General features: G+C 65.3%; 15 protein-coding genes. 7 read left to right on the forward strand and 8 right to left on the reverse strand.

Features of this window, described 5'->3' with window-relative positions:
* Positions 1-215 precede the first annotated feature (215 nt).
* The 6 genes from VGN72_12020 to VGN72_12045 all read left to right on the forward strand — a co-directional run bounded on the left by VGN72_12020 (position 216) and on the right by VGN72_12045 (position 7,067).
* Positions 216-683, forward strand: a complete 468-nt coding sequence (locus VGN72_12020; GenBank protein HEV7300085.1) for a hypothetical protein — start codon at positions 216-218, stop codon at positions 681-683.
* A 415-nt stretch (positions 684-1,098) separates the two neighbouring features.
* Positions 1,099-1,998: a type II secretion system protein gene (locus VGN72_12025; GenBank protein ID HEV7300086.1), complete on the forward strand. Its 900-nt coding sequence runs from the start codon at positions 1,099-1,101 to the stop codon at positions 1,996-1,998.
* Between the two features lie 198 nt (positions 1,999-2,196).
* The gene (locus VGN72_12030; GenBank protein HEV7300087.1) at positions 2,197-2,709 is read left to right on the forward strand and encodes a hypothetical protein; all 513 of its coding nucleotides are present in this window, start codon (positions 2,197-2,199) and stop codon (positions 2,707-2,709) included.
* 191 nt (positions 2,710-2,900) lie between these two features.
* Positions 2,901-4,796 carry a S8 family serine peptidase gene (locus VGN72_12035; protein HEV7300088.1) on the forward strand — a complete coding sequence of 632 codons (1,896 nt, stop codon included), beginning with the start codon at positions 2,901-2,903 and terminating at the stop codon, positions 4,794-4,796.
* A 300-nt stretch (positions 4,797-5,096) separates the two neighbouring features.
* The gene (locus VGN72_12040) at positions 5,097-6,179 is read left to right on the forward strand and encodes a phosphotransferase (protein ID HEV7300089.1); all 1,083 of its coding nucleotides are present in this window, start codon (positions 5,097-5,099) and stop codon (positions 6,177-6,179) included.
* A 132-nt stretch (positions 6,180-6,311) separates the two neighbouring features.
* Positions 6,312-7,067, forward strand: a complete 756-nt coding sequence (locus tag VGN72_12045) for a hypothetical protein (GenBank protein ID HEV7300090.1) — start codon at positions 6,312-6,314, stop codon at positions 7,065-7,067.
* A gap of 46 nt (positions 7,068-7,113) precedes the next feature.
* On the opposite strand, the gene VGN72_12050 is transcribed toward VGN72_12045, so the two are convergent.
* The 8 genes from VGN72_12050 to hemB form a co-directional block, all read right to left on the reverse strand.
* On the reverse strand, positions 7,114-8,019 hold the full coding sequence (locus tag VGN72_12050; protein ID HEV7300091.1) for a nucleoside hydrolase: 906 nt from the start codon (positions 8,017-8,019) through the stop codon (positions 7,114-7,116).
* 21 nt (positions 8,020-8,040) lie between these two features.
* Complete coding sequence (locus VGN72_12055) at positions 8,041-10,923, reverse strand: PAS domain S-box protein (GenBank protein ID HEV7300092.1); 2,883 nt, start codon at positions 10,921-10,923, stop codon at positions 8,041-8,043.
* Complete coding sequence (locus VGN72_12060) at positions 10,916-12,325, reverse strand: ATP-binding protein (GenBank protein HEV7300093.1); 1,410 nt, start codon at positions 12,323-12,325, stop codon at positions 10,916-10,918. The genes VGN72_12055 and VGN72_12060 overlap by 8 nt, the downstream gene beginning before the upstream one ends.
* A complete protein-coding gene (locus tag VGN72_12065) occupies positions 12,322-13,353 on the reverse strand; it encodes a SpoIIE family protein phosphatase (protein HEV7300094.1) in 1,032 nt (343 codons plus the stop codon). Before VGN72_12065 ends, VGN72_12060 begins: the two co-directional genes overlap by 4 nt.
* 2 nt (positions 13,354-13,355) lie before the next feature.
* On the reverse strand, positions 13,356-13,760 hold the full coding sequence (locus tag VGN72_12070) for an anti-sigma regulatory factor (protein ID HEV7300095.1): 405 nt from the start codon (positions 13,758-13,760) through the stop codon (positions 13,356-13,358).
* On the reverse strand, positions 13,741-14,175 hold the full coding sequence (locus VGN72_12075; GenBank protein HEV7300096.1) for an STAS domain-containing protein: 435 nt from the start codon (positions 14,173-14,175) through the stop codon (positions 13,741-13,743). Before VGN72_12075 ends, VGN72_12070 begins: the two co-directional genes overlap by 20 nt.
* An 18-nt stretch (positions 14,176-14,193) precedes the next feature.
* On the reverse strand, positions 14,194-15,069 hold the full coding sequence (locus tag VGN72_12080) for an STAS domain-containing protein (GenBank protein ID HEV7300097.1): 876 nt from the start codon (positions 15,067-15,069) through the stop codon (positions 14,194-14,196).
* Between the two features lie 134 nt (positions 15,070-15,203).
* Positions 15,204-16,229 carry a porphobilinogen synthase gene (hemB, locus tag VGN72_12085; protein ID HEV7300098.1) on the reverse strand — a complete coding sequence of 342 codons (1,026 nt, stop codon included), beginning with the start codon at positions 16,227-16,229 and terminating at the stop codon, positions 15,204-15,206.
* A 139-nt stretch (positions 16,230-16,368) separates the two neighbouring features.
* Here hemB and VGN72_12090 point away from each other — a divergent pair, with 139 nt between their 5' ends.
* On the forward strand, positions 16,369-17,937 hold the full coding sequence (locus VGN72_12090; protein ID HEV7300099.1) for a glycosyltransferase family 39 protein: 1,569 nt from the start codon (positions 16,369-16,371) through the stop codon (positions 17,935-17,937).
* Positions 17,938-17,977: the final 40 nt, after the last annotated feature.

Here is a 17,977-nt window from a genome sequence, read left to right on the forward strand (position 1 = left end):
GCCGAACGAGCCGGACGCGTAAGCGACGGACTGACAAACAACGACGCCGGGCCCCGCAGTTTATGCGATGCCCGGCGTTGTCGTTTATGCAACCGGCCGCGCGTCGTTCCCGTTGCCGCTTCCTTCGCTCGAGCGACAGTGAAACGGCCAGCAGTCGTCCCCTCGATCTCCCGCCCCGCTCGACAATTCCCCTCGGCCATTCGACAATCGCCGGCATGTCATCCGTCCTGTCGCGCGCCGCGGAGATTGATCGCATCGTCGAGCGGTATGGCGACGACTGGCCGGGCATTATGGCGATGGTCGAGCGGCACTTCGCGGTGCTGCATAACCGCGCGCAGGTGCTGCTGACGCTCTGCGGCATCGTGATCAGCACGACCGGGTTTTCCGGCCGGCTGATCGCGGGCACCAACGTGCTGGCGCAGGCGCTGGTGATCGGCGGGATCGCGCTGGTGCTGCTGTCGACGGCCGTCGTCGCCCACTCGGTGCTGCACCTGCGTTGGCTGACCATGCACGCTGGCGACGATACGCGCGCCTGGCTCGAATCGTCCCTGGCCTACCGCGACTACAAGACCGGCAGCTACCGCGTGGCGCTGATCATCATGGTCGCCGGGCTCTGCCTTTACTGCGGTGCGATCGCGATCATGCTGCTGTATCCGCATGAGGGCGTGCTGCCGGCGCGGTGATGTTGCCGCCGCTCGATCCCTCCGCAGCATCGCGACACTTCAGCACATAGGGTGGGTTTGATCCCACTGCGATCCCCGCTGCCGCGATGTTGAGTTAGCCGGATGAATTCCACCCTGTGAACTGCCCGACAATGCACCGATGTCGAGCGGCGGATCGTCGTGAAACGGCATGACTTTTTCGCGATCACGCAGGCCAGCTCGTTTTTTCGGTGCTATGTTTGAACGACCAAGATTGGTGATCGACCGAGTCGGCTCGGTAGGACGCCAACTCGGTGGCGAACGTGGTCCGTAGGACGCGTCATCCGCATTTCTGTTCATGAGTTCGCGTCGCCGCGATCTTCCTCAATTCTGAGCGTGGCGGCAGCAATCCAATTTGTGCCCCGGCCCCAACGGCCGCGGGATTAGGGAGGTCTACATGTCGCATCGTCGCAAGAGCGGTTTCACGCTCGTCGAACTCCTCGTGGTCATCGGGATCATCGCGTTGTTGATTTCGGTTTTATTGCCGAGCCTGAACAAGGCGAGGCAACAGGCGAATCTCGTCTACTGTCAGTCCAATCTGCGGCAGATCGGGCAGGCGATCATGATCTACGGCACATTGAGTAAAGGTCGCGCCCCTTGGGGTCGCGTACAACACGTTCCGCCTGCTAGCGGGGTTGGCAACTGGGTGGCTTCGGGCAGGGATTACTCCTGGGTCGACACGTTGTCCATCGCTTCGCTCGGCGTGAAACCGAACCCTGCTGCGGATCAGAACGTGCAAGTGGCGGCAAAGGTGTTCTCCGATGTCGACACAACGGATTTCAGTCCGAATATTTACGGAACTCCCGCTTATGGTAACCACTACACGGGCAGCCCGCGCTTCTTCGGACAGACCGCCGCACGGAATCCGTTGACGTCCCGCGATTTCATCAAGCCGCACAGCTTAACGGTCAAGGAAAGTTCCAGCGTCGCAATCGCGTGGGATGGCGCCCAATTGCTTCATCCGGAATGGGCCACAGGTTCGGCCGAGGTGTTGTCGAACGCGCTTGATGGTTGGCGGATTACGTACGATCACGGCTATCTGTACCCCAAGCCCATCGACACCTACTTTCCGGTCAATACTTATGGTCGTCGCATCGGCATTGCCCAAGATGGTCTCTACAGCGACAGCGCATTGAAGACCAACAATAGAGATGTGAACAATTTCTGGAGTTTCCGCATCGCGATGCGCTTCCGGCATATGACCAACACGACCGCAAACTTGCTCTTCGCCGACGGGCACGTAGAGGCACGCAAATTGGGCCAGGTAACAGTACGAGACATCAGCATGAACCCGTAGGACATCCGGCGGAGACCATCAGCTGAGAACGCGTGAGACTAATTTGTGAAAGTTTCACGCGTTCTTTGTTCGGCAACAGGGCCGGGCGAGTCGGTCGACTTTGGTAGTGAAGTAGTAACCGTCTCACTGCGATTCCTTCCTTCATCGCTTCCCCACTTCCATCGCATGGTGATAGACTGCGCGTCGGAAGGAGGCCCGATGCCCGACGCTGCCGTGCCATCCGCCGACGACGCGTTGCGGCGTGCGTTGTCGCTTCTGTCGACCGAAATGTTCGACGGCCCGCCAAGGCAGCACGCTTACATGCTCAACCCGGGCGACCGGGGGCTGCTGCGGCAGCTGGAGTCGCTCGACGCCGCCACCGCGTCGGCCCGGCCGATCGGCCAGACGACGGTCGCCGCCCACGTCGATCACGTGCGCTACGGGCTGGACCTGCTCAACCGCGCCGCGGCCGGCGAGGCCAACCCATGGCAGTCCGCCGACTGGACCGCCAGCTGGCGCCGCACCGAGCTCACGGATGCCGCCTGGCGCGACCTCCTGACCCGTCTCCGCGCCACCGCCACCCTGTGGCAGGCGAACGTAAGAAGGTGGTCCGACTGGAGCGACGTCGCCGCGCCCGGCGTGCTGTCGAGCCTCGCCCACACGATGTACCACCTCGGCGCCATCCGCCAGATCCTCGCCGCCCAGGGCAAGCATTCCGATCGGGCGGGATGAGCGGGGCAGGCGAATCGCGACATTCCCGGAACCTCGCATGGGGTAGTACATCACTTTGCTCGAACGGTTTTCTATTGCTTGCGGGCGTCGCGCGTATTAGAATTTACAGCCTCAGAAACTAGGGGAATCGGCACGACGAGGTTTCAGGATCGCGTTCGCGCCGACAAGTCGGAGCGGAGAGGAACTGGCAAATGATTACTGTAGGACGCACGGGGACGTTGCGCGGTCAGGCTGCGCTGGCGATGGCTGTTGGCATGGTTGTGGTCGCGGGGCTTGCGGGCTCGGCGGTGGCGCAGGAGCGCGTCCGGCTGGATGCCGTAAATGACGCGGCGGTGGGCAGCGGGCCGAATATCCTTGCGACCTTCAACGAGCAGGCGGCCGATTCGATCAACGCCGACCAGGTTTGGACGGGTGGGGGGCTTGGGCTTAACCTGAACGGCGCCGGCGTGACGGTCGGCATGTGGGATGGTGGCTCGGTGCGCGCCAGCCATGAAGATTTCCGCACGATCCAATCGAACGCGGGCTCGACGCGCGTGACGAACTATGATCCTGCCGCCATCGATGGACACGCGACCCACGTCGCCGGCACGATCGGGGCGCACGGGTATTACATCGCTGGTGGCGTCGATACGCGCGGGATGGCCAACGCGGTCGCCATTCGCAGCCGCGATTTCAACAACGACCTTAACGAGATGCTCGCCGATGCCCAAAACGTTGGGCTAAGGCTGTCGAATCACTCCTACGGGTTCGTGCAGGGGTGGGACAGCACGCGGGACTTCGGTGGCTCGATTGGCACCCAGTACATCTGGTACGGGAACCGTACTGCCAGCGGTGTCGAGGACGCCAGCTTCGGCACGTATGGAGCGAAGAGTCAGGGCATCGACTACATCCTATACGAGAACCCGCGCCTGCTGAGCGTGTGGGCTGCGGGCAACGATCGCAACGACGAGGCGCCCAGCGGCATCACCAGCTACGTGGCCTACTTCCCGTCGGCCCCTTCGGCCGGTTACCTGGCTCAGGCAAGTGGCACATTGGGCGGGGCTGGTTATTACCACGTGTCGACCAGTCAGTACGCAGCGCCGGGCCGCGATGGCAACGGGGGCACCGGTTACGACTCGCTGTCCAGCGGTGGGCAGGTCGCCAAGAACACGCTGGTGGTTGGGTCGATCATCGACTACACGATCGACCCGCAAGACGGTACCGCAGTTGCGCTGAACGCGTTCTCCAGCTTCGGCCCGACCGATGATGGCCGTCTTGCCCCACACGTGGTCGCCAACGGCGATGGTGTGATCTCGACCTCCAACGAATCCGACGTCGCCTATGCGATTTCGTCGGGCACGTCGATGGCGGCCCCGGGCGTCACCGGGGCGGCAGCGCTGTTGTTGCAGCATCAGCGCAACCTGCGACCGGCGGGCGCGCTCGACCCGCTCAGTTCGACGCAGAAGGCGCTGCTCGTCCACACCGCCACAGACGTGGTCGGTGGCGGCGCGCAGGTCGGGCCCGACTATGCCAGCGGGTACGGGCTGGTCAACACCGCCCGTGCGGCCTCCTTCCTGACCGAGGCGATGAGCAAACCGGAGTTGACCCGCGACGACCATCTCGTCGAGTCGACGCTGTCGCAGAGCGAGGTCTTCTCGATTACCGGCCTCCAGCTGACCGGTTCGGAGTTCCGCGCCACGCTCGCTTGGACCGACCTGGAAGCCCAGTTCACGCAGTCGGGCCTCGATGACGCGAGCCGTGTGTTGGTGAACGATCTGGACCTTTGGGTGACCGACGCGGACGGCAACACCTACTACCCGTGGACGCTCAACGGCGCCAGTCCGTCGGCCGCGGCGGTGCAGACCGGGCGCAACAGCCTCGACAACCTCGAGCAGGTCTGGTTCGACGCGTCGCTGTTGACGGGGTCGATCTTCTCGCTGCACGTTGGGCACACGGGCAACCTGTTCTTCGCCCCGGGCTCGGGCATCTTCGGCACGCAGGACTTCTCACTGCTGTTCAGCGGTGTGACGGCCGTGCCGGAGCCGTCGTCGCTCGTGCTGGTCGGCCTTGGCGTTGCGACCCTGCTCCGCCGGCGCCGGCAGGGGTAGGGCATAGGGCATAGGGCATAGGGTGTAGGTGGTTTGTGGTGAGGTCGATGGGGACCGAGAGTGAACGAACGGATATCGGCCTACCACCCCTGTTGCTACTTTCATATCTGATCGTTCCCCGGGCAAGCCCGGGGCTAAATGAGTGTCAGGCGACCTGACCATGTTCGTCTCGCGTTGAAGTTCGTTCCCGGGCGGCCCGATCGCTCTCGGATGCGCGAATTGACCTGTTCAGGTGAGCCGATATAGTGTTCCAACCACTGTCGAACTCCCTTCTTACGCGCGCAGGCGGACGAACACGATATGACCCAGCCAACGGCATCCGCGTCGCAGAGCGGCCCCTCGGGGACCGGGGCTGGGCCCAAGGCCGGCACGCGCGACACGTTTGGGGGCGAGGAACTGGCGTGCGTGATGTCGCACTTCGATCTCGGGATCATCGAATCGATCGTTGAGTTTCCACGCGGGTCGCGCAAGGCGCCGAAGCTGCTGATCGTGGCCGAGCACGGGAAGTTCTTGCTGAAACGGCGGGCGCGGGGGAAGGATGACCCGTTCAAGGTGGCGTTCTGTCACGCGCTGCAGCTTTACTTAGCAAGCAAGCAGTTCCCGCTGCCGCATTTGCTGGGGACGAAGAACGACAACAACTCGATGCTGCAGTGGCGCAACGCGGTGTACGAGATGTTCGAGTACATCCCGGGGCAGGGGTATCCGCAGACGCTGGAGAGCACGTTCGATAGCGGAAAGATCCTGGGGTTGTATCACAAGCTGCTGGAAGATTTTAAGAGTGAGTGGACGCCGCCCAGCGGCAGCTATCACATGGCGTCGGCGGTGGACCAAGGGCTTCGGGCGATCCCGAGCATTCTCGGGGGAACGGCCGAGCTTGGCCCGCTGGTGAAGTACCTGCAGGACAGCTATTCGCACGCGGCGAAGATGGTGGAAGAGCTTGGCATCGAAAGCTGGCCCAAGCAGATCGTGCATGCGGACTGGCATCCGGGAAACATGCTGTTTCGGGATAACCGCGTGGTGGCCGTGATCGATTACGATTCGGCGCGGCTGCTGCCGCGCATCATCGATGTGGCGAACGGGGCATTGCAGTTTTCGATCATTGGCGGGGATGAGGACGTCTCGAAGTGGCCGGAATATGCGGACGAGGCCCGCTACAAACGTTATCTGCGTGGCTACGATGAGGTGTTGCTGCTCAGCCAAGCCGAGATTCGCGCGGTGCCGTGGCTCATGATCGAGGCGTTGATCGCAGAGGCGGTCTTCCCGATCGCCGCCACGGGCAACTTCGGCCGCATGGAAGGGACCGCGTTTTTGCAGATGGTGCAACGCAAGGTGTACTGGCTGCAACGCGAGGCCAACCGGCTCGTGGAGATGGCTGAGGGGTAGGGTTGAGTGTTGAACGCGGGATGCGGAGTGCGGAGTAAAGAAGAGCTAATCAAAGTCCTCTCTTCACTCCGAACTCCGCGCTCCTCATTCCGCATTTGATTTCGTCCCGGTGTCGTCCTGACCGGAGCTGCCATGAGGCCGTCGTTCGTATTGTCCTCGTCGTCGGCGATTGCGTTTGTGCTGCCGTTGCTGGTGGCGCTGATTGCTCCCACCTTTGGCCAAGCGGCGCCGGCCACTCGTCCCACCGCTGAGATTGCCGATGATTACAAGGAACTGGCCGCGACCGATCCCGCGGCGCGCAATGCGGCGCGCGTGCGGTTGATGGGGATGTCGCGTCTGGACTTAGTCACGCTGCGCGATGTGGTCACAACCCATCTGCCGGTGGCGCCGGCGCAGGCGGTGGCGCTGCACGATGTGGTGCGGCACGTTTACCTGGCGAGCGAGACGGTCGAGAGCAACGGCAACCAAGGGTTCCTCGGCGTCGCGCCCACGCGCTATGGCCGGGGCGCGGCGTTCGTGGTGGACCCCGATGGGCCGGTGGACGTGCGCGTGGGGGCGGATTTTCAGTCGCGCACGCCGGGGTTTTGTGCCTACCGCTGGCTGCAGGATGGGGACGTGATCCTATCGATGGGCACCGACGAGATGCTGCCGATCACCAGCTTCTCGATCCTCAGCGAGTACGTCCGCCGGACGCCCGCGGGCACGACCATCCGCATGCGCGTGCTGCGCGGCGGTGGTGTGGTGGTACTGGAGTTTCCGCTCGATGCTCGGCCGGCGGCGTTGGATTTCGGGGCCGACCTGTCGTCGTTCATGAACGAGCGAAGCCGCCGGGCTGAGGCGTATTGGCAGCAGGTTTTTGCGCCGCTGATCGAGCCGGACCACACCTGAGGGGATGGACGAAGGCGCGAAGCGGAGAGGGGACCGGATGCGGCGCTTACGTCCCCCGAAGCGTCTCCAGATACATCGCCTTCAACGCCGCGGCGTCCGCGTCCACCGTCACGTCGGCGTTGGGCGGGCCGCCGGTGGCAACCGTCATGCCGCGGGTGAACTCGCCGGCGGTCTCGACCTGCACGCGCATGGGGACGACCTTGTACAGCGACTGGTCGAACGACCAAACGATCGGGAACAAGTCGTACATCACCGGTCCCGGCTTCCAGTTCTGGGCCGGGTGCCAGCGGCGCACGGCGTCGGCCATGGCTTTGGTTAACGGCGAGCCCCTGACGCCGAGCTGTTCGCACTCTTCCATGGTTAGCGTGAACCGGCGGGTCACGTCCCACGTGCCCATGGAGATCGGGATGCCGCTCTCGAAGACGATGCGGCTGGCGACGTAGTCGAACGCGATGTTGTGCTCACGGCGGTTCAGTGCCGTCTCACCGCCCATGAGCGCGATGCGCTTGATCTTCCCCTTAATGTCGGGCCGGCGGCTGAGGGCGGTGGCGATGTTCGTGAGCGGGGCGATACAGCAGAGCACGACCTCGTTCGGGTGCTGTTCGACCGCGCGAATGATCAGGTCGACACCGTCGGCGTCGCTGGGGTCGTCCTGCGTGTCTTCCGGCTCGGCGAACGCGTAGTGGTTCATCGCGCGCGATAAGTCGTGCAGCGTGCGGCTCTCGTCCTCGCTCACCGGCCTAAGTGGAAACTGTTGACCGGCGGCCACCGGTACGTCGGCTCGATCAAGATAGCGCAACAGTCGCTTTATGAGCCGCGCGCGTTTGTCGGACGGGTACGTGACGGTGCTGATGCCCACGACCTGCAATTCCGGCCGCAGGAGCGCAAACCAGATCGCGAGCAAGTCGTCGATGTCCTGACCGGGGTCCGTGTCGATGAAGATTTTCTGCATAAGCGGGAAGATTAGCCGAAATCAACTCGCCTGTGGCGCGCGGCCGGCGAGGCTGGCGATCATCGCGATCAGTTCGCTGGGTTCCACCGGCTTGGAAATGTGCATCTGAAATCCGGCGAGCACCGATCGCGTGCGGTCCTCGGAACGGGCGTAAGCGGTCAGCGCGATCGCGGGCACGTTGCTGCGGTGCTCGGGGCCCAGCTTACGGATGCGCCGGATCAGCGAGTAGCCATCCTCGCCGGGCATGCCGACGTCGCTCACCAGCACGTCTGGCGCAACGCTCTTGAACAGGTCGAGCGCTTCGGTGGCGGAACCAGCGGTGGTGACGGTGGCCTCGCAGTCTTCGAGCAGGCGCTTGATCAGGTTTCGACCGTCGGGCTCGTCGTCGACCACCAGCACCTTCACGCCGCTGATCTTCATGCACGCATCGCCGTTCGAACTCTGCACGCTGGTCGCCTGCGGCTCTCGGCGGTCGTCGTGCTGCACGACGGTGTCGCTCCAGTTGATCGGCAGCACCGGCAGCGCGATCGTGAAGGTCGCGCCGTGCCCACGGCCCATGCTCTTGGCGCGGATCGACCCGCCGTGCAGGTCGACCAGTTGCTTGGCGATGGCCAGGCCCAGCCCCAGCCCACCATGCTGCCGCGTGGTGGAAGCATCGGCCTGACGGAAGCGGTCGAACACGTGCGGCAGGAACTCCGGCGAGATGCCCTCGCCGGTGTCGACCACGCTGATCTCCAGGTGGGAGTTGACGCGTTCCAGCAGCACCTGGACGCGGCCGCCGCGCGGCGTGAACTTGATGGCGTTGGTCAGCAGGTTCCACATCACCTGCTGCAGTCGGTTCGGATCGCCGGAGACCGGGCCGACGATCGGGTCGATCACCGTCTGTAGCCGCACGCCCTTGGCGTCGGCGGTGGGGGTGACGGTCTCGACCCCGGCCTGCAGGATCGCCGGCAGGTCGACGCGCTGTACGTCCAGCCGCACCTTGCCGCTGATGATGCGGCTCATGTCCAGCAGGTCCTCGATGATCTGCGCTTGCGAGCGGGCGTTGCGCTCGATCGTCTCGATGCCCTGCTGCAGGTCGTCGTCGCTCACGTTGGGCATGCGAAGGATCGTCGACCAGCCCATGATCGCGTTCAACGGCGTGCGCAGCTCGTGGCTGAGCGTCGCGAGGAACTCATCCTTCATTCGGCTGGCACGCTCGGCCTCGGCGCGGGCGCTCCGCTCTCGCTCGAGTAAGCCCTCGCGCTCGGCCTCGGCGTTTCGGCGCTCGATCGCCAGCGACGCGGCGCGCGATAAAGATTCGACGAGCTCGCGCTCGCGCTGAGCGGGCTCGCGCGCCTCGCGCAGGTAGATGGCAAACGTGCCGATCACCATGCCGCGCGAGCTGCGGATCGGCATCGACCAACACGCCCTCAGCCCCAGCGCCAGCGGCAGGTGCTTGATGCCGGCCCACGCCGGGTCGGTCGCGATGTCGCTGGTCATCACCGTGCGGTTCCGCGCCGCAGCGTCCATGCAGGTGCCGATGCCGGCGGCGATGTCGATCCGTTGCACGGCCTCGTTGTAGCTCGCCGGGAGGTTGGGCGCCGCGCCGACGCGGAATCGCTTGCCGTCCTCGTCCAGCAGCAGGATTGACGCCACCACGCGCCCGTCGGCCTGTTCCTCGATCACCCGCGTCAGCGCCGCCAGCGCTTCGGACAGCGGGGCGTCGGCGGCGATCAGCTCGAGCGTGCGGTTCTGCGACTTCAACAGCTCGTCGGATCGCTTGCGCTCGGTGATGTCCTCGCTCAGCACGATGATGTTGACGATCGCACCCTGCTCGTCGTGCGTCGCGCTCTTGCTGTTCTGCACCCATACGGTCGAGCCGTCGGGGCGCACGTAGCGTTTCTCAAGCACGAAGCTGCCGCGCTCCTTGCGCAACAGCTCGCCCAGCAGTTGCTCATACCGCTCGCGGTCGTCGGGGTGGGTGATCTGCGCGAAGTCCAGCTGCGCCAGCTGCTCGTGCGAGTAGCCGGTGATGCGGCAGAACGCGTCGTTCACCTGGACGAAGCCGCCGGCCGCGTCGGTGATGGCCATGCCGACCGCCGAGCCGGCGAAGGCGGTGCGGAAGCGTTCCTCGCTGAGGCGCATCGCCATCTCGGACCGGAACTGTGCCGTCACGTCCTGCATCAGCTTCGAGAAGCCGATCGGTCGGCCGGCATCGTCGCGCACGCTGGTGAGCACGCCGTCGACGAAGAACCGCTCGCCGTTCTTACGCACGTGCCAGCGGCGGTCGATCGCACGGCCGCGGTCGCGCGCGGTGCGAAGCTCATTCGCCGGCACACCGACGGCGCGGTCCTCCGGGGTGAACAGGCGCTCGAAGGGCATGCTCAGCGCCTCGTCCTCGGTGTAGCCCAGCAGGTGTTCGGCACCGGTGTTCCAGCTGGTGATGACGCCGTCGACGTCGGTCATGAAGATCGCGTAGTCCTTGATGTTCTCGACCAGCAGCCGGTAGCGTTCCTCGCTTTCTCGCAGCGCCGCCTCCGAGCGCCTCGCGCGTAGCAGCGAGCGCACGGTCGCGACGAGTTCCACCGGTTCGACCGGCCGCACGAGGTAGGCGTCGGCGCCACCGTCGAGGCCCTGGGCCTTGTCCTGGCTGGAGATGAAGCTGGCCGACAGGTGCAGCACCGGGATGTCGGCGGTGCCGGGGTCGGCCTTCAGGCGGCGGCAGACCTCGAACCCGTTGATGTCGGGCAGCCGCACGTCCAGGATGATCAGCTCGGGGTTCTCGTTGGCCTTGCGCAGCGCCTCGGCGCCGCTGCCGGCCTCGATCACGTCGTAGCCCGCCTTCAGCAGCGAGCGCGTGACCGCATAGCGGTTGGCCTCGTCGTCGTCGACGTGCAGGATCACCGGGCGCTGCTCAGACATCGCTGCCCCCCGTGGTGATCACCTGCAAGGGTTCGGCCGTCGCGTCGGTGGTGGGGGCCTCAAGGTTCAAGACGAGCGTGACGACGAACGTCGACCCCTCGCCCGGCGCGCTGGTGACCGCCACATCACCACCCAGCAGCCGCGCGAGCTTGCGCGTCAGCGGCAGGCCGAGCCCCGTCCCCCGCAGGCGGCGCTGCACGCCGCTGTCGATCTGCGTGAAGTCGTCGAATATCTGCGCGATGTGCTCGGGCGCAATGCCGATGCCGGTGTCCGCGACGTTGAACGCCACCATGCCGTCGGCCGTGCGCTCGACACGCACGCGCACCTCGCCTTGTTCGGTGAACTTCAGCGCGTTGCTGACGAGGTTGCGCAGGATCTGCGAGACCTTCCGCTCGTCGCTGTGCATGGTCGCCAGGTCGGTCGGCGGTTCCTCGACGGTCAGCGTCACCCGGCCATCGGTCGCCAGCGGGCGAAAGATGCCGCGCAGCGCGGTGAGCAGCTCGGCGACCGAGAAGCTGGCGACGTGGACATCGGTCTTGCCCGCCTCAATCTTGGCCAGGTCGAGCAGGTCGTTCACCATCTCGCCAAGCGACGTCGCCGACCGGTGGATCAGGCTCACCTGACGCTCCTGCTCCGCCGTCAGCTCGCCGTCCAAGCGGTCGAGCAGGATGCGCGACAGGCTGACGATCGCGTTCAACGGCGTGCGCAGCTCGTGCGTCATGTCCGACAGGAAGCGGCTCTTGTACTCCGACGCCCGGCGAAGCGATTCGGCCTTTTCGTCCAACTCGGCGTACAGCGCCACCACGCCGCGGTTCGTCTCGGCGAGTTCCGCGTTCAACCGCTCGACCTCGCCTTGGCGCGCACGCAGATCGTCCATCGCCAGCAGAAGCGCCCTGTTCTGTTCCTGCACCTCTTGGAACGGGCTCTGCGGCCCGCGGTGGGCCAGTTGTTCGGCCACCATGCCCAGCGCTTGCATCGTCAGGGGACTGGTTCGGCGGGGCAGTTGCTTGCCGAGCGTGACGATCGTGCCGCGGCCGGGGACCGAGGTGATGTCGAACTCGTCGCTGAGCCGCCGCGAGCCCACGATGCCCAGCCCCATGCCCGTTTCCGACCGGTAACGCCCGTCGAGGATCTTGCGCAGGTTGGCGATGCCCGGGCCATTGTCTGACACGCGCACCACCAGCACCTGCGGTTGCTCGTCGATGCGCATCGTGAAATCCACCCGCCCGCCACCGCCGTACTGAAACGCGTTGCGCGCCAGCTCCGAGACGGCCGTCGCGAAGGCGGTCTGTTCTTGCATCGTGAAGCCGAGCGATTCGGCGATGCGGCGCGCACGCTGGCGGCTCAGGACCACGTCCTGCTCCGAGCGAACCTGTACGCTCACGATCGGCGCGCCGCTCAAGGCCGGCCCCCTTCGCTGGCGACCAGCACAGTGACGTCGTCGCGCTCGCGCCGGAAGTCGCGGTACAAAACGCCCGCGATCAGGCTCGGGTGCCGGTTGAACAGGCCGGGGTACTTGCCGATCTGCCACTGCGTTGCCAGACCGTCCGAGTGCATCACCAGCAGCGAACCGGCCGGCCAGGGGTAGTTGAAGGTCTGGATCCGGCGGGCCTCGGCCCCCACGGTGCCGTTGTGCGAGATCATGCTGCGCGTCGCGTCGCCTGGGCTGACGATGATGCCCGCGACGTTGCCGACACCGGTGAAGCGCACCTCGCGCGTGGCCGGGCGCAGCTCGGCGATCGCGACGGCGGCGCCGCGCGTGCTGCGGAGGCCGATGTGCATGATCTCGAGCATCTCGACGCCTTCGGCCTCGGGGTTCTCGCGGAACAGGCGAATCGCCTGGCGGGATGCCTCGGCGGCCTGCAAGCCGTGACCGAGCCCATCGGCGACGGCGATGTTGGTGCGACCGTCGGGCAGCGTCTGGGCCCACCACGTGTCGCCGCACGCGTCCTCGCCGCGCTTGGGCAGGCAGACGCCACCGATCGCGCACTTGGGAATGCCCGCCGACTCCGACGGCGCGCAGTTGCCGAACCGCACGACGATCGCGGTGCCCGAATCCTTGGCGGTGTAGACGTCGAACGATGTGGCCAGACGTGTCACGGCGCCCATGCCGGTGCCGGGCGTGCCACCGGTCGAGTAGCCGTCGCGCAGCGCGTCGGCCACGTTGGCGATGCCGGGCCCGCGGTCGATCGCGATCGCCTCTAGGCCCGGGCGTTCGCCTTGGCCGAACGATTGCAGGATGACCTCGCCAGACTCGGCGTGGCGCACGAGGTTCGTCGCCAATTCCGTCAGTACGATCGCCACCTCACCACTACGCGTCTGGTCGAAATCGAGGTAATCGGCGAGCGTGGCGGCGGCACGGCGAACCTCGCCAACCTGGCTCGATTCGGTGACGTGGAGCGTGATCGGGTCGCGGGGTCTGACGGTCAAGCTTACTTCCATTTCGTGATCGTGACGCGGGTGCCCCGACCCACTTGGGTATCGATGTCGAACTCGTTCACCAGCCGCTTGGAACCGCTCAGGCCCAGGCCCATTCCATTACCGGTAGTGTACCCGTCGGTCAACGCCAGCTTAACGTCGGAAATGCCCGGCCCCTGATCCTCGAACGTCAACCGCACCCCCTTACGGATTCCTTGCGCCAGCGGTTCGAGCTTGGCCGTGCCACCACCTCCATGTTCGAGCGTGTTGCGCGCCAACTCGCTGGCGGCCGTCACGACCTTGGTCTGGTCGATCAGGCTGAAGCCCATTTCCGTCGCCAGCGCGCGCACGGACTGGCGGACCTGTACGACGTCCGTCGACGTGCGGACCTGCAACACCTCACTCTTGGGTGCCGGCATCGGCGACGCCTCCGTCGGCGGTGGTCGAACCGTCCTCGTCGAACGCGATCACGCTCGCCTCGCGCACCGAGGCGCGCAGCAGTTCCATGCCGCGCTCGACGTTCAACGCCGTCCGAACACCCTCCAGCGACATCCCCAGTTCCACCAGCGTGATCGCGACCGCCGGCCGCATGCCGGTGACGACGGTCTGCGCGTCCAGCACGCGGGACATCTGCGCGATGTTGGCCAGCATGCGGCCGATGAACGAGTCGACCACGTCCAACGACGAAATGTCGATCAGGACGCCCTTGGCGCCGGTGTCGGCGATGCGCGAGGTTAAGTCGTCCTGCAGCGTCATCGCCAGGCGGTCGTGCATGTCCACCTGAATGGTCACCAGCAGCAGGTCACCGACCTGCAGAATCGGGATACGGTCCACGTTGAGGGCCCTCCGGTTCTAGGATTTGGCACTGTGGGACTGGACCCGGGTGATCCGCATTCCCGTGCGCGTCAACGCCAGCGCGAACGCGTCGGCGAGCGAGGCCTTGGTGATGACGTCCTTCAGGTCGACACCGAGGTGGACGATCGTCTGGGCGATCTGCGGGCGAATGCCGCTGATGATGCAGTCGGCGCCCATCAGGCGCGCCGCGGTCACGGTCTTAATGAGGTGTTGCGCGACCAGCGTGTCGACCGTGGGCACACCGGTGATGTCCAGGATCGCGATCTGCGCGCCGGTCTCGACGATCCGGTTCAGCAGGCTCTCCATCACCACCTGGGTGCGGCCACTGTCGAGGGTGCCGATCATGGGCAGTGCCAGCACGCCTTCCCAGAGCTTTACGACCGGCGTCGACAGCTCGAGCATGTCCTGCTGCTGGCGGGCGATGATCTCCTCGCGCACCTTCAGGAACGCCTCGGACGTGAACAGGCCCAGCCGGTCCAGGAGCGTTGTCGCCAGCCAGATTTCATCGACGAGCGCCTTCGCGTTGGACGACAGCTCGGCGCTGAGGCGGCTGAATAGCGGCTGCTTGAACGAGAAGACGAACGTCGCGATCTCGGTGGGGGTGAAGCCCTGCTGGGCACGCGATTCGGACAGGCTGCGCAGCATGTCGCGGAGCGGTTCCCATTCCGACGACTCGACGTCCTCCGAGCCGCTCCCGACCGCCTGGCCGAACAGCGACAGGAACTCGCGCGACTGCTCGCGCAGTTCCGATTCGCGCATCAGGTCGTCCCGCTGCGCGCCGGAGCTTGACTGCACGGCCAGCCAATCCTTCAGCAGCGACGCTTCGTGCTGCCTGATGATGTCGGCAAGCTTCATTTTTCCAGTACCGGCCACAGCGGTCTCCTTCCAGTGCAGGTGCCATCGCGACGGGCGAACGCACGCGACGAGTCATGGTTGTGCCCGGCATCCTAAGACGATCCGCTGAGGCTGTCGACGTGCGTAATGCTTGTCAGAAATTGGGGCGGCGATCAGGGCTGGAGCCAACGGGCGGCGTCCTTGGCGAAGTAGGTCAGGATCAGGTCTGCCCCGGCACGCTTAATGCTTGTCAGCGATTCGGTCGCGCAGCGGCGCAGGTCGAGCCAGCCATTGGCGGCGGCGGCGTGGAGCATCGCGTACTCGCCGCTGACCTGGTACGCGGCCACCGGCAATGGATGGGCGGCGCGGACGGCGGCGATGACGTCGAGGTAGGGCATTGCCGGCTTCACCATCAGGATGTCGGCCCCTTGCTCGACGTCGATCGCGACCTCGCGCATCGCTTCGCGGAAGTTGGCCGGGTCCATCTGGTAACCGTTGCGATCCCCGAACGCCGGTGGACTCTCGGCGGCGTCGCGGAAGGGGCCGTAGAAGCCACTGGCGTACTTGGCAGCGTAGCTCATGATCGGCACGTGGTCGTACCCCGCGCTGTCCAACGCCGTTCGAATGGCCGCGACCATGTTGTCGAGCATGCCCGACGGCGCGATGATGTCCGCCCCCGCCCGCACGTGCGTCGCCGATGCCCGCGCCAACAACTCCAGCGAGGCATCGTTCAGCAGGTAACCGTTGGGCAGCTTCGCATTGAAGTGCGGCTGGTCGGGCAGGTTGATGAGCCCGCAATGGCCGTGGTCGGTGTACTCGCAGAAGCACATGTCGGAGACGACGATCAGGTCCGGCGCCGCGTCTTTGATCGCCCGAATGGCGCGCGGCACGATGCCGTCGTCGTTGAAGTTATCGCTTCCGACCGCGTCCTTACGTTCCGGAATGCCGAACAGCACGACGGCGGGAACGCCCAGCGACGCCACCTCGCGCGCCTCGGCCGCCAGCCGATCGACGCTGATCTGAAACTGACCCGGCATCGAGCCGATCGGCGCCTTCACGTCGCGCCCGTGGCGCACGAACAATGGGTAGATGAAGTCGGCCGGTGACAGCGCGGTCTCGCGCACCATGCGGCGCAGCCCACCACTAAGGCGCAGGCGGCGGGGACGGTTGGGATCGACAGCGGGACGATTGGGGATCATGCAGACCTTTGCGTTTGCTTAATGATAGCGTCCAGTGCGCCGGTCGCGCAGCGGAACGCGCTAGTGATCGCTATGTTATCGTGCGGGCACGCTGGACCGTCCAGCCGTGCGGCGTCGGACCAAGGAGTTGAACTAGTCCATGTCGTGGTCTCGCCGCAGCATCCCGAGTCCGATGCGACGGCTGTTGTTCGTCGTTCTGACGCTCACGGTCTTCCTCGGGTTCCTGGGGCAAACTCGGGTGACGGGCAGCCACGAGGAACGCGTAGTCGTGACGGCGTTAAGCATGGTGCGGTCGGGCTGGCCGTGGGCGGCGCGACCGACTGTCACCCCCGTCGTAGAACTACAGGAGACGGCGGACGACAAGGCGCTGGTGCCACGCGCGGACGGCGCCACTCGATCCGTCAACCCTTGGTTGATCCCGGTCTTCCACAACGAGATTCGCCTACAGAAGCCCCCGTTACCCTACTGGGCGACAGCGGTCGCGTTCCGGGTGCTGGGGGAGAACGCGTTTGCGGCGCGCGCGGTGCCGGGATTGCTCGGTGCATTTGCGACTTTGCTGCTGTACTGCATGGCCCGACGCGTCGGTGGTCGGCGCGTGGCGGGGGCGGCGGCACTGATATGGATCTCGTCGTACTTCGTCGTCAGCGAGTATCGCAAAGCCATGGCCGACCCGTACTTGGCCGTGGCCGTATTAGGGGCGGTGTGGGCGGGGGTAAGATCACCTGGCACGGATCAGTTGCGGGAATCTACGACGCGCACCAGCGTGCTGCTGTTCTACGCGTTCCTCGCGATGGGCGCCTTGGCCAAGGGGCCGGTGGTCGTACTGCACGTTGCCGTTGCGTTGGCCGCCTTCGCGATGTGCTTCCGACGCTGGCCAGTTGGCGGGCGCCCGCGGTGGCATGTGATCGGGGTGGTTGGCTTCCTCATGGTGACGCTGCCCTGGCCGGCGTACGTGTGGTCGACCATTCCGGAAGCGATCGAGTTGTGGCGGTACGAGTCGGTCGGGGAGTTCGCCGACAACGCGCGCAACGCCCGGCCGTGGTGGTACTACCTGCCGGCGGTACTACTGCTGACCCTGCCGTGGGTGTTGCCCTGGTTGTTCAGCGTTTGGACCACCGTGCGACGCCCGACCGGTCGGCGGCTGTTCCCCATCGTCTGGCTGGTGCTGACCGTTCTGATTTTCTCTTTCGTCCACATGAAGAAGAACGCCTACCTGCTGCCCGCGATGCCCGCACTGGCGTTGGGCGCCGCATTCGGTGCGACGCGTGCGATCGCATTATCGCGGCAGCTCCCCAAGCCACGCTGGTTGAGGCACATAGCGTCGGTACAAACATTGATGGGCCTCGGCTTGGCGCTGGTGATCGCGTACTTGCTCGTCACGGATCCACAGGCGTCTGGCGCGTCTGGCCGTTTCGCGGTGACGCTGGAACCGGCGCTACTGGCCGGCTTGCTGGGCAGCCTTTTGGCGATCGCGATCGCAGCGCGACCGGTGTTCATCAAGACGCCCGACCGCTTCGCCGACTGGTTCACGGCTCAATCCGTCGCGTTCGCGGTGCTGATCTTACTGCTCCTGGCCTTCGCGCGATCGGAACGGAAGAACCGCGACGCCGACGATGCGTTCCATGTGCGGCCTCAACACGTCGAGGCTGGAATACCGTCAAAAATTGCCAAATTAAGCCTATTCTTCCTTGATTCGGCCAAAGCGTAGGTTCCGCAATCCGGTGTATGTGTGTAATGATAGCGACCGC

The sequence above is a fragment of the Tepidisphaeraceae bacterium genome, from assembly GCA_035998445.1.
In the GTDB taxonomy this organism is placed as follows: Bacteria; Planctomycetota; Phycisphaerae; order Tepidisphaerales; family Tepidisphaeraceae; genus DASYHQ01.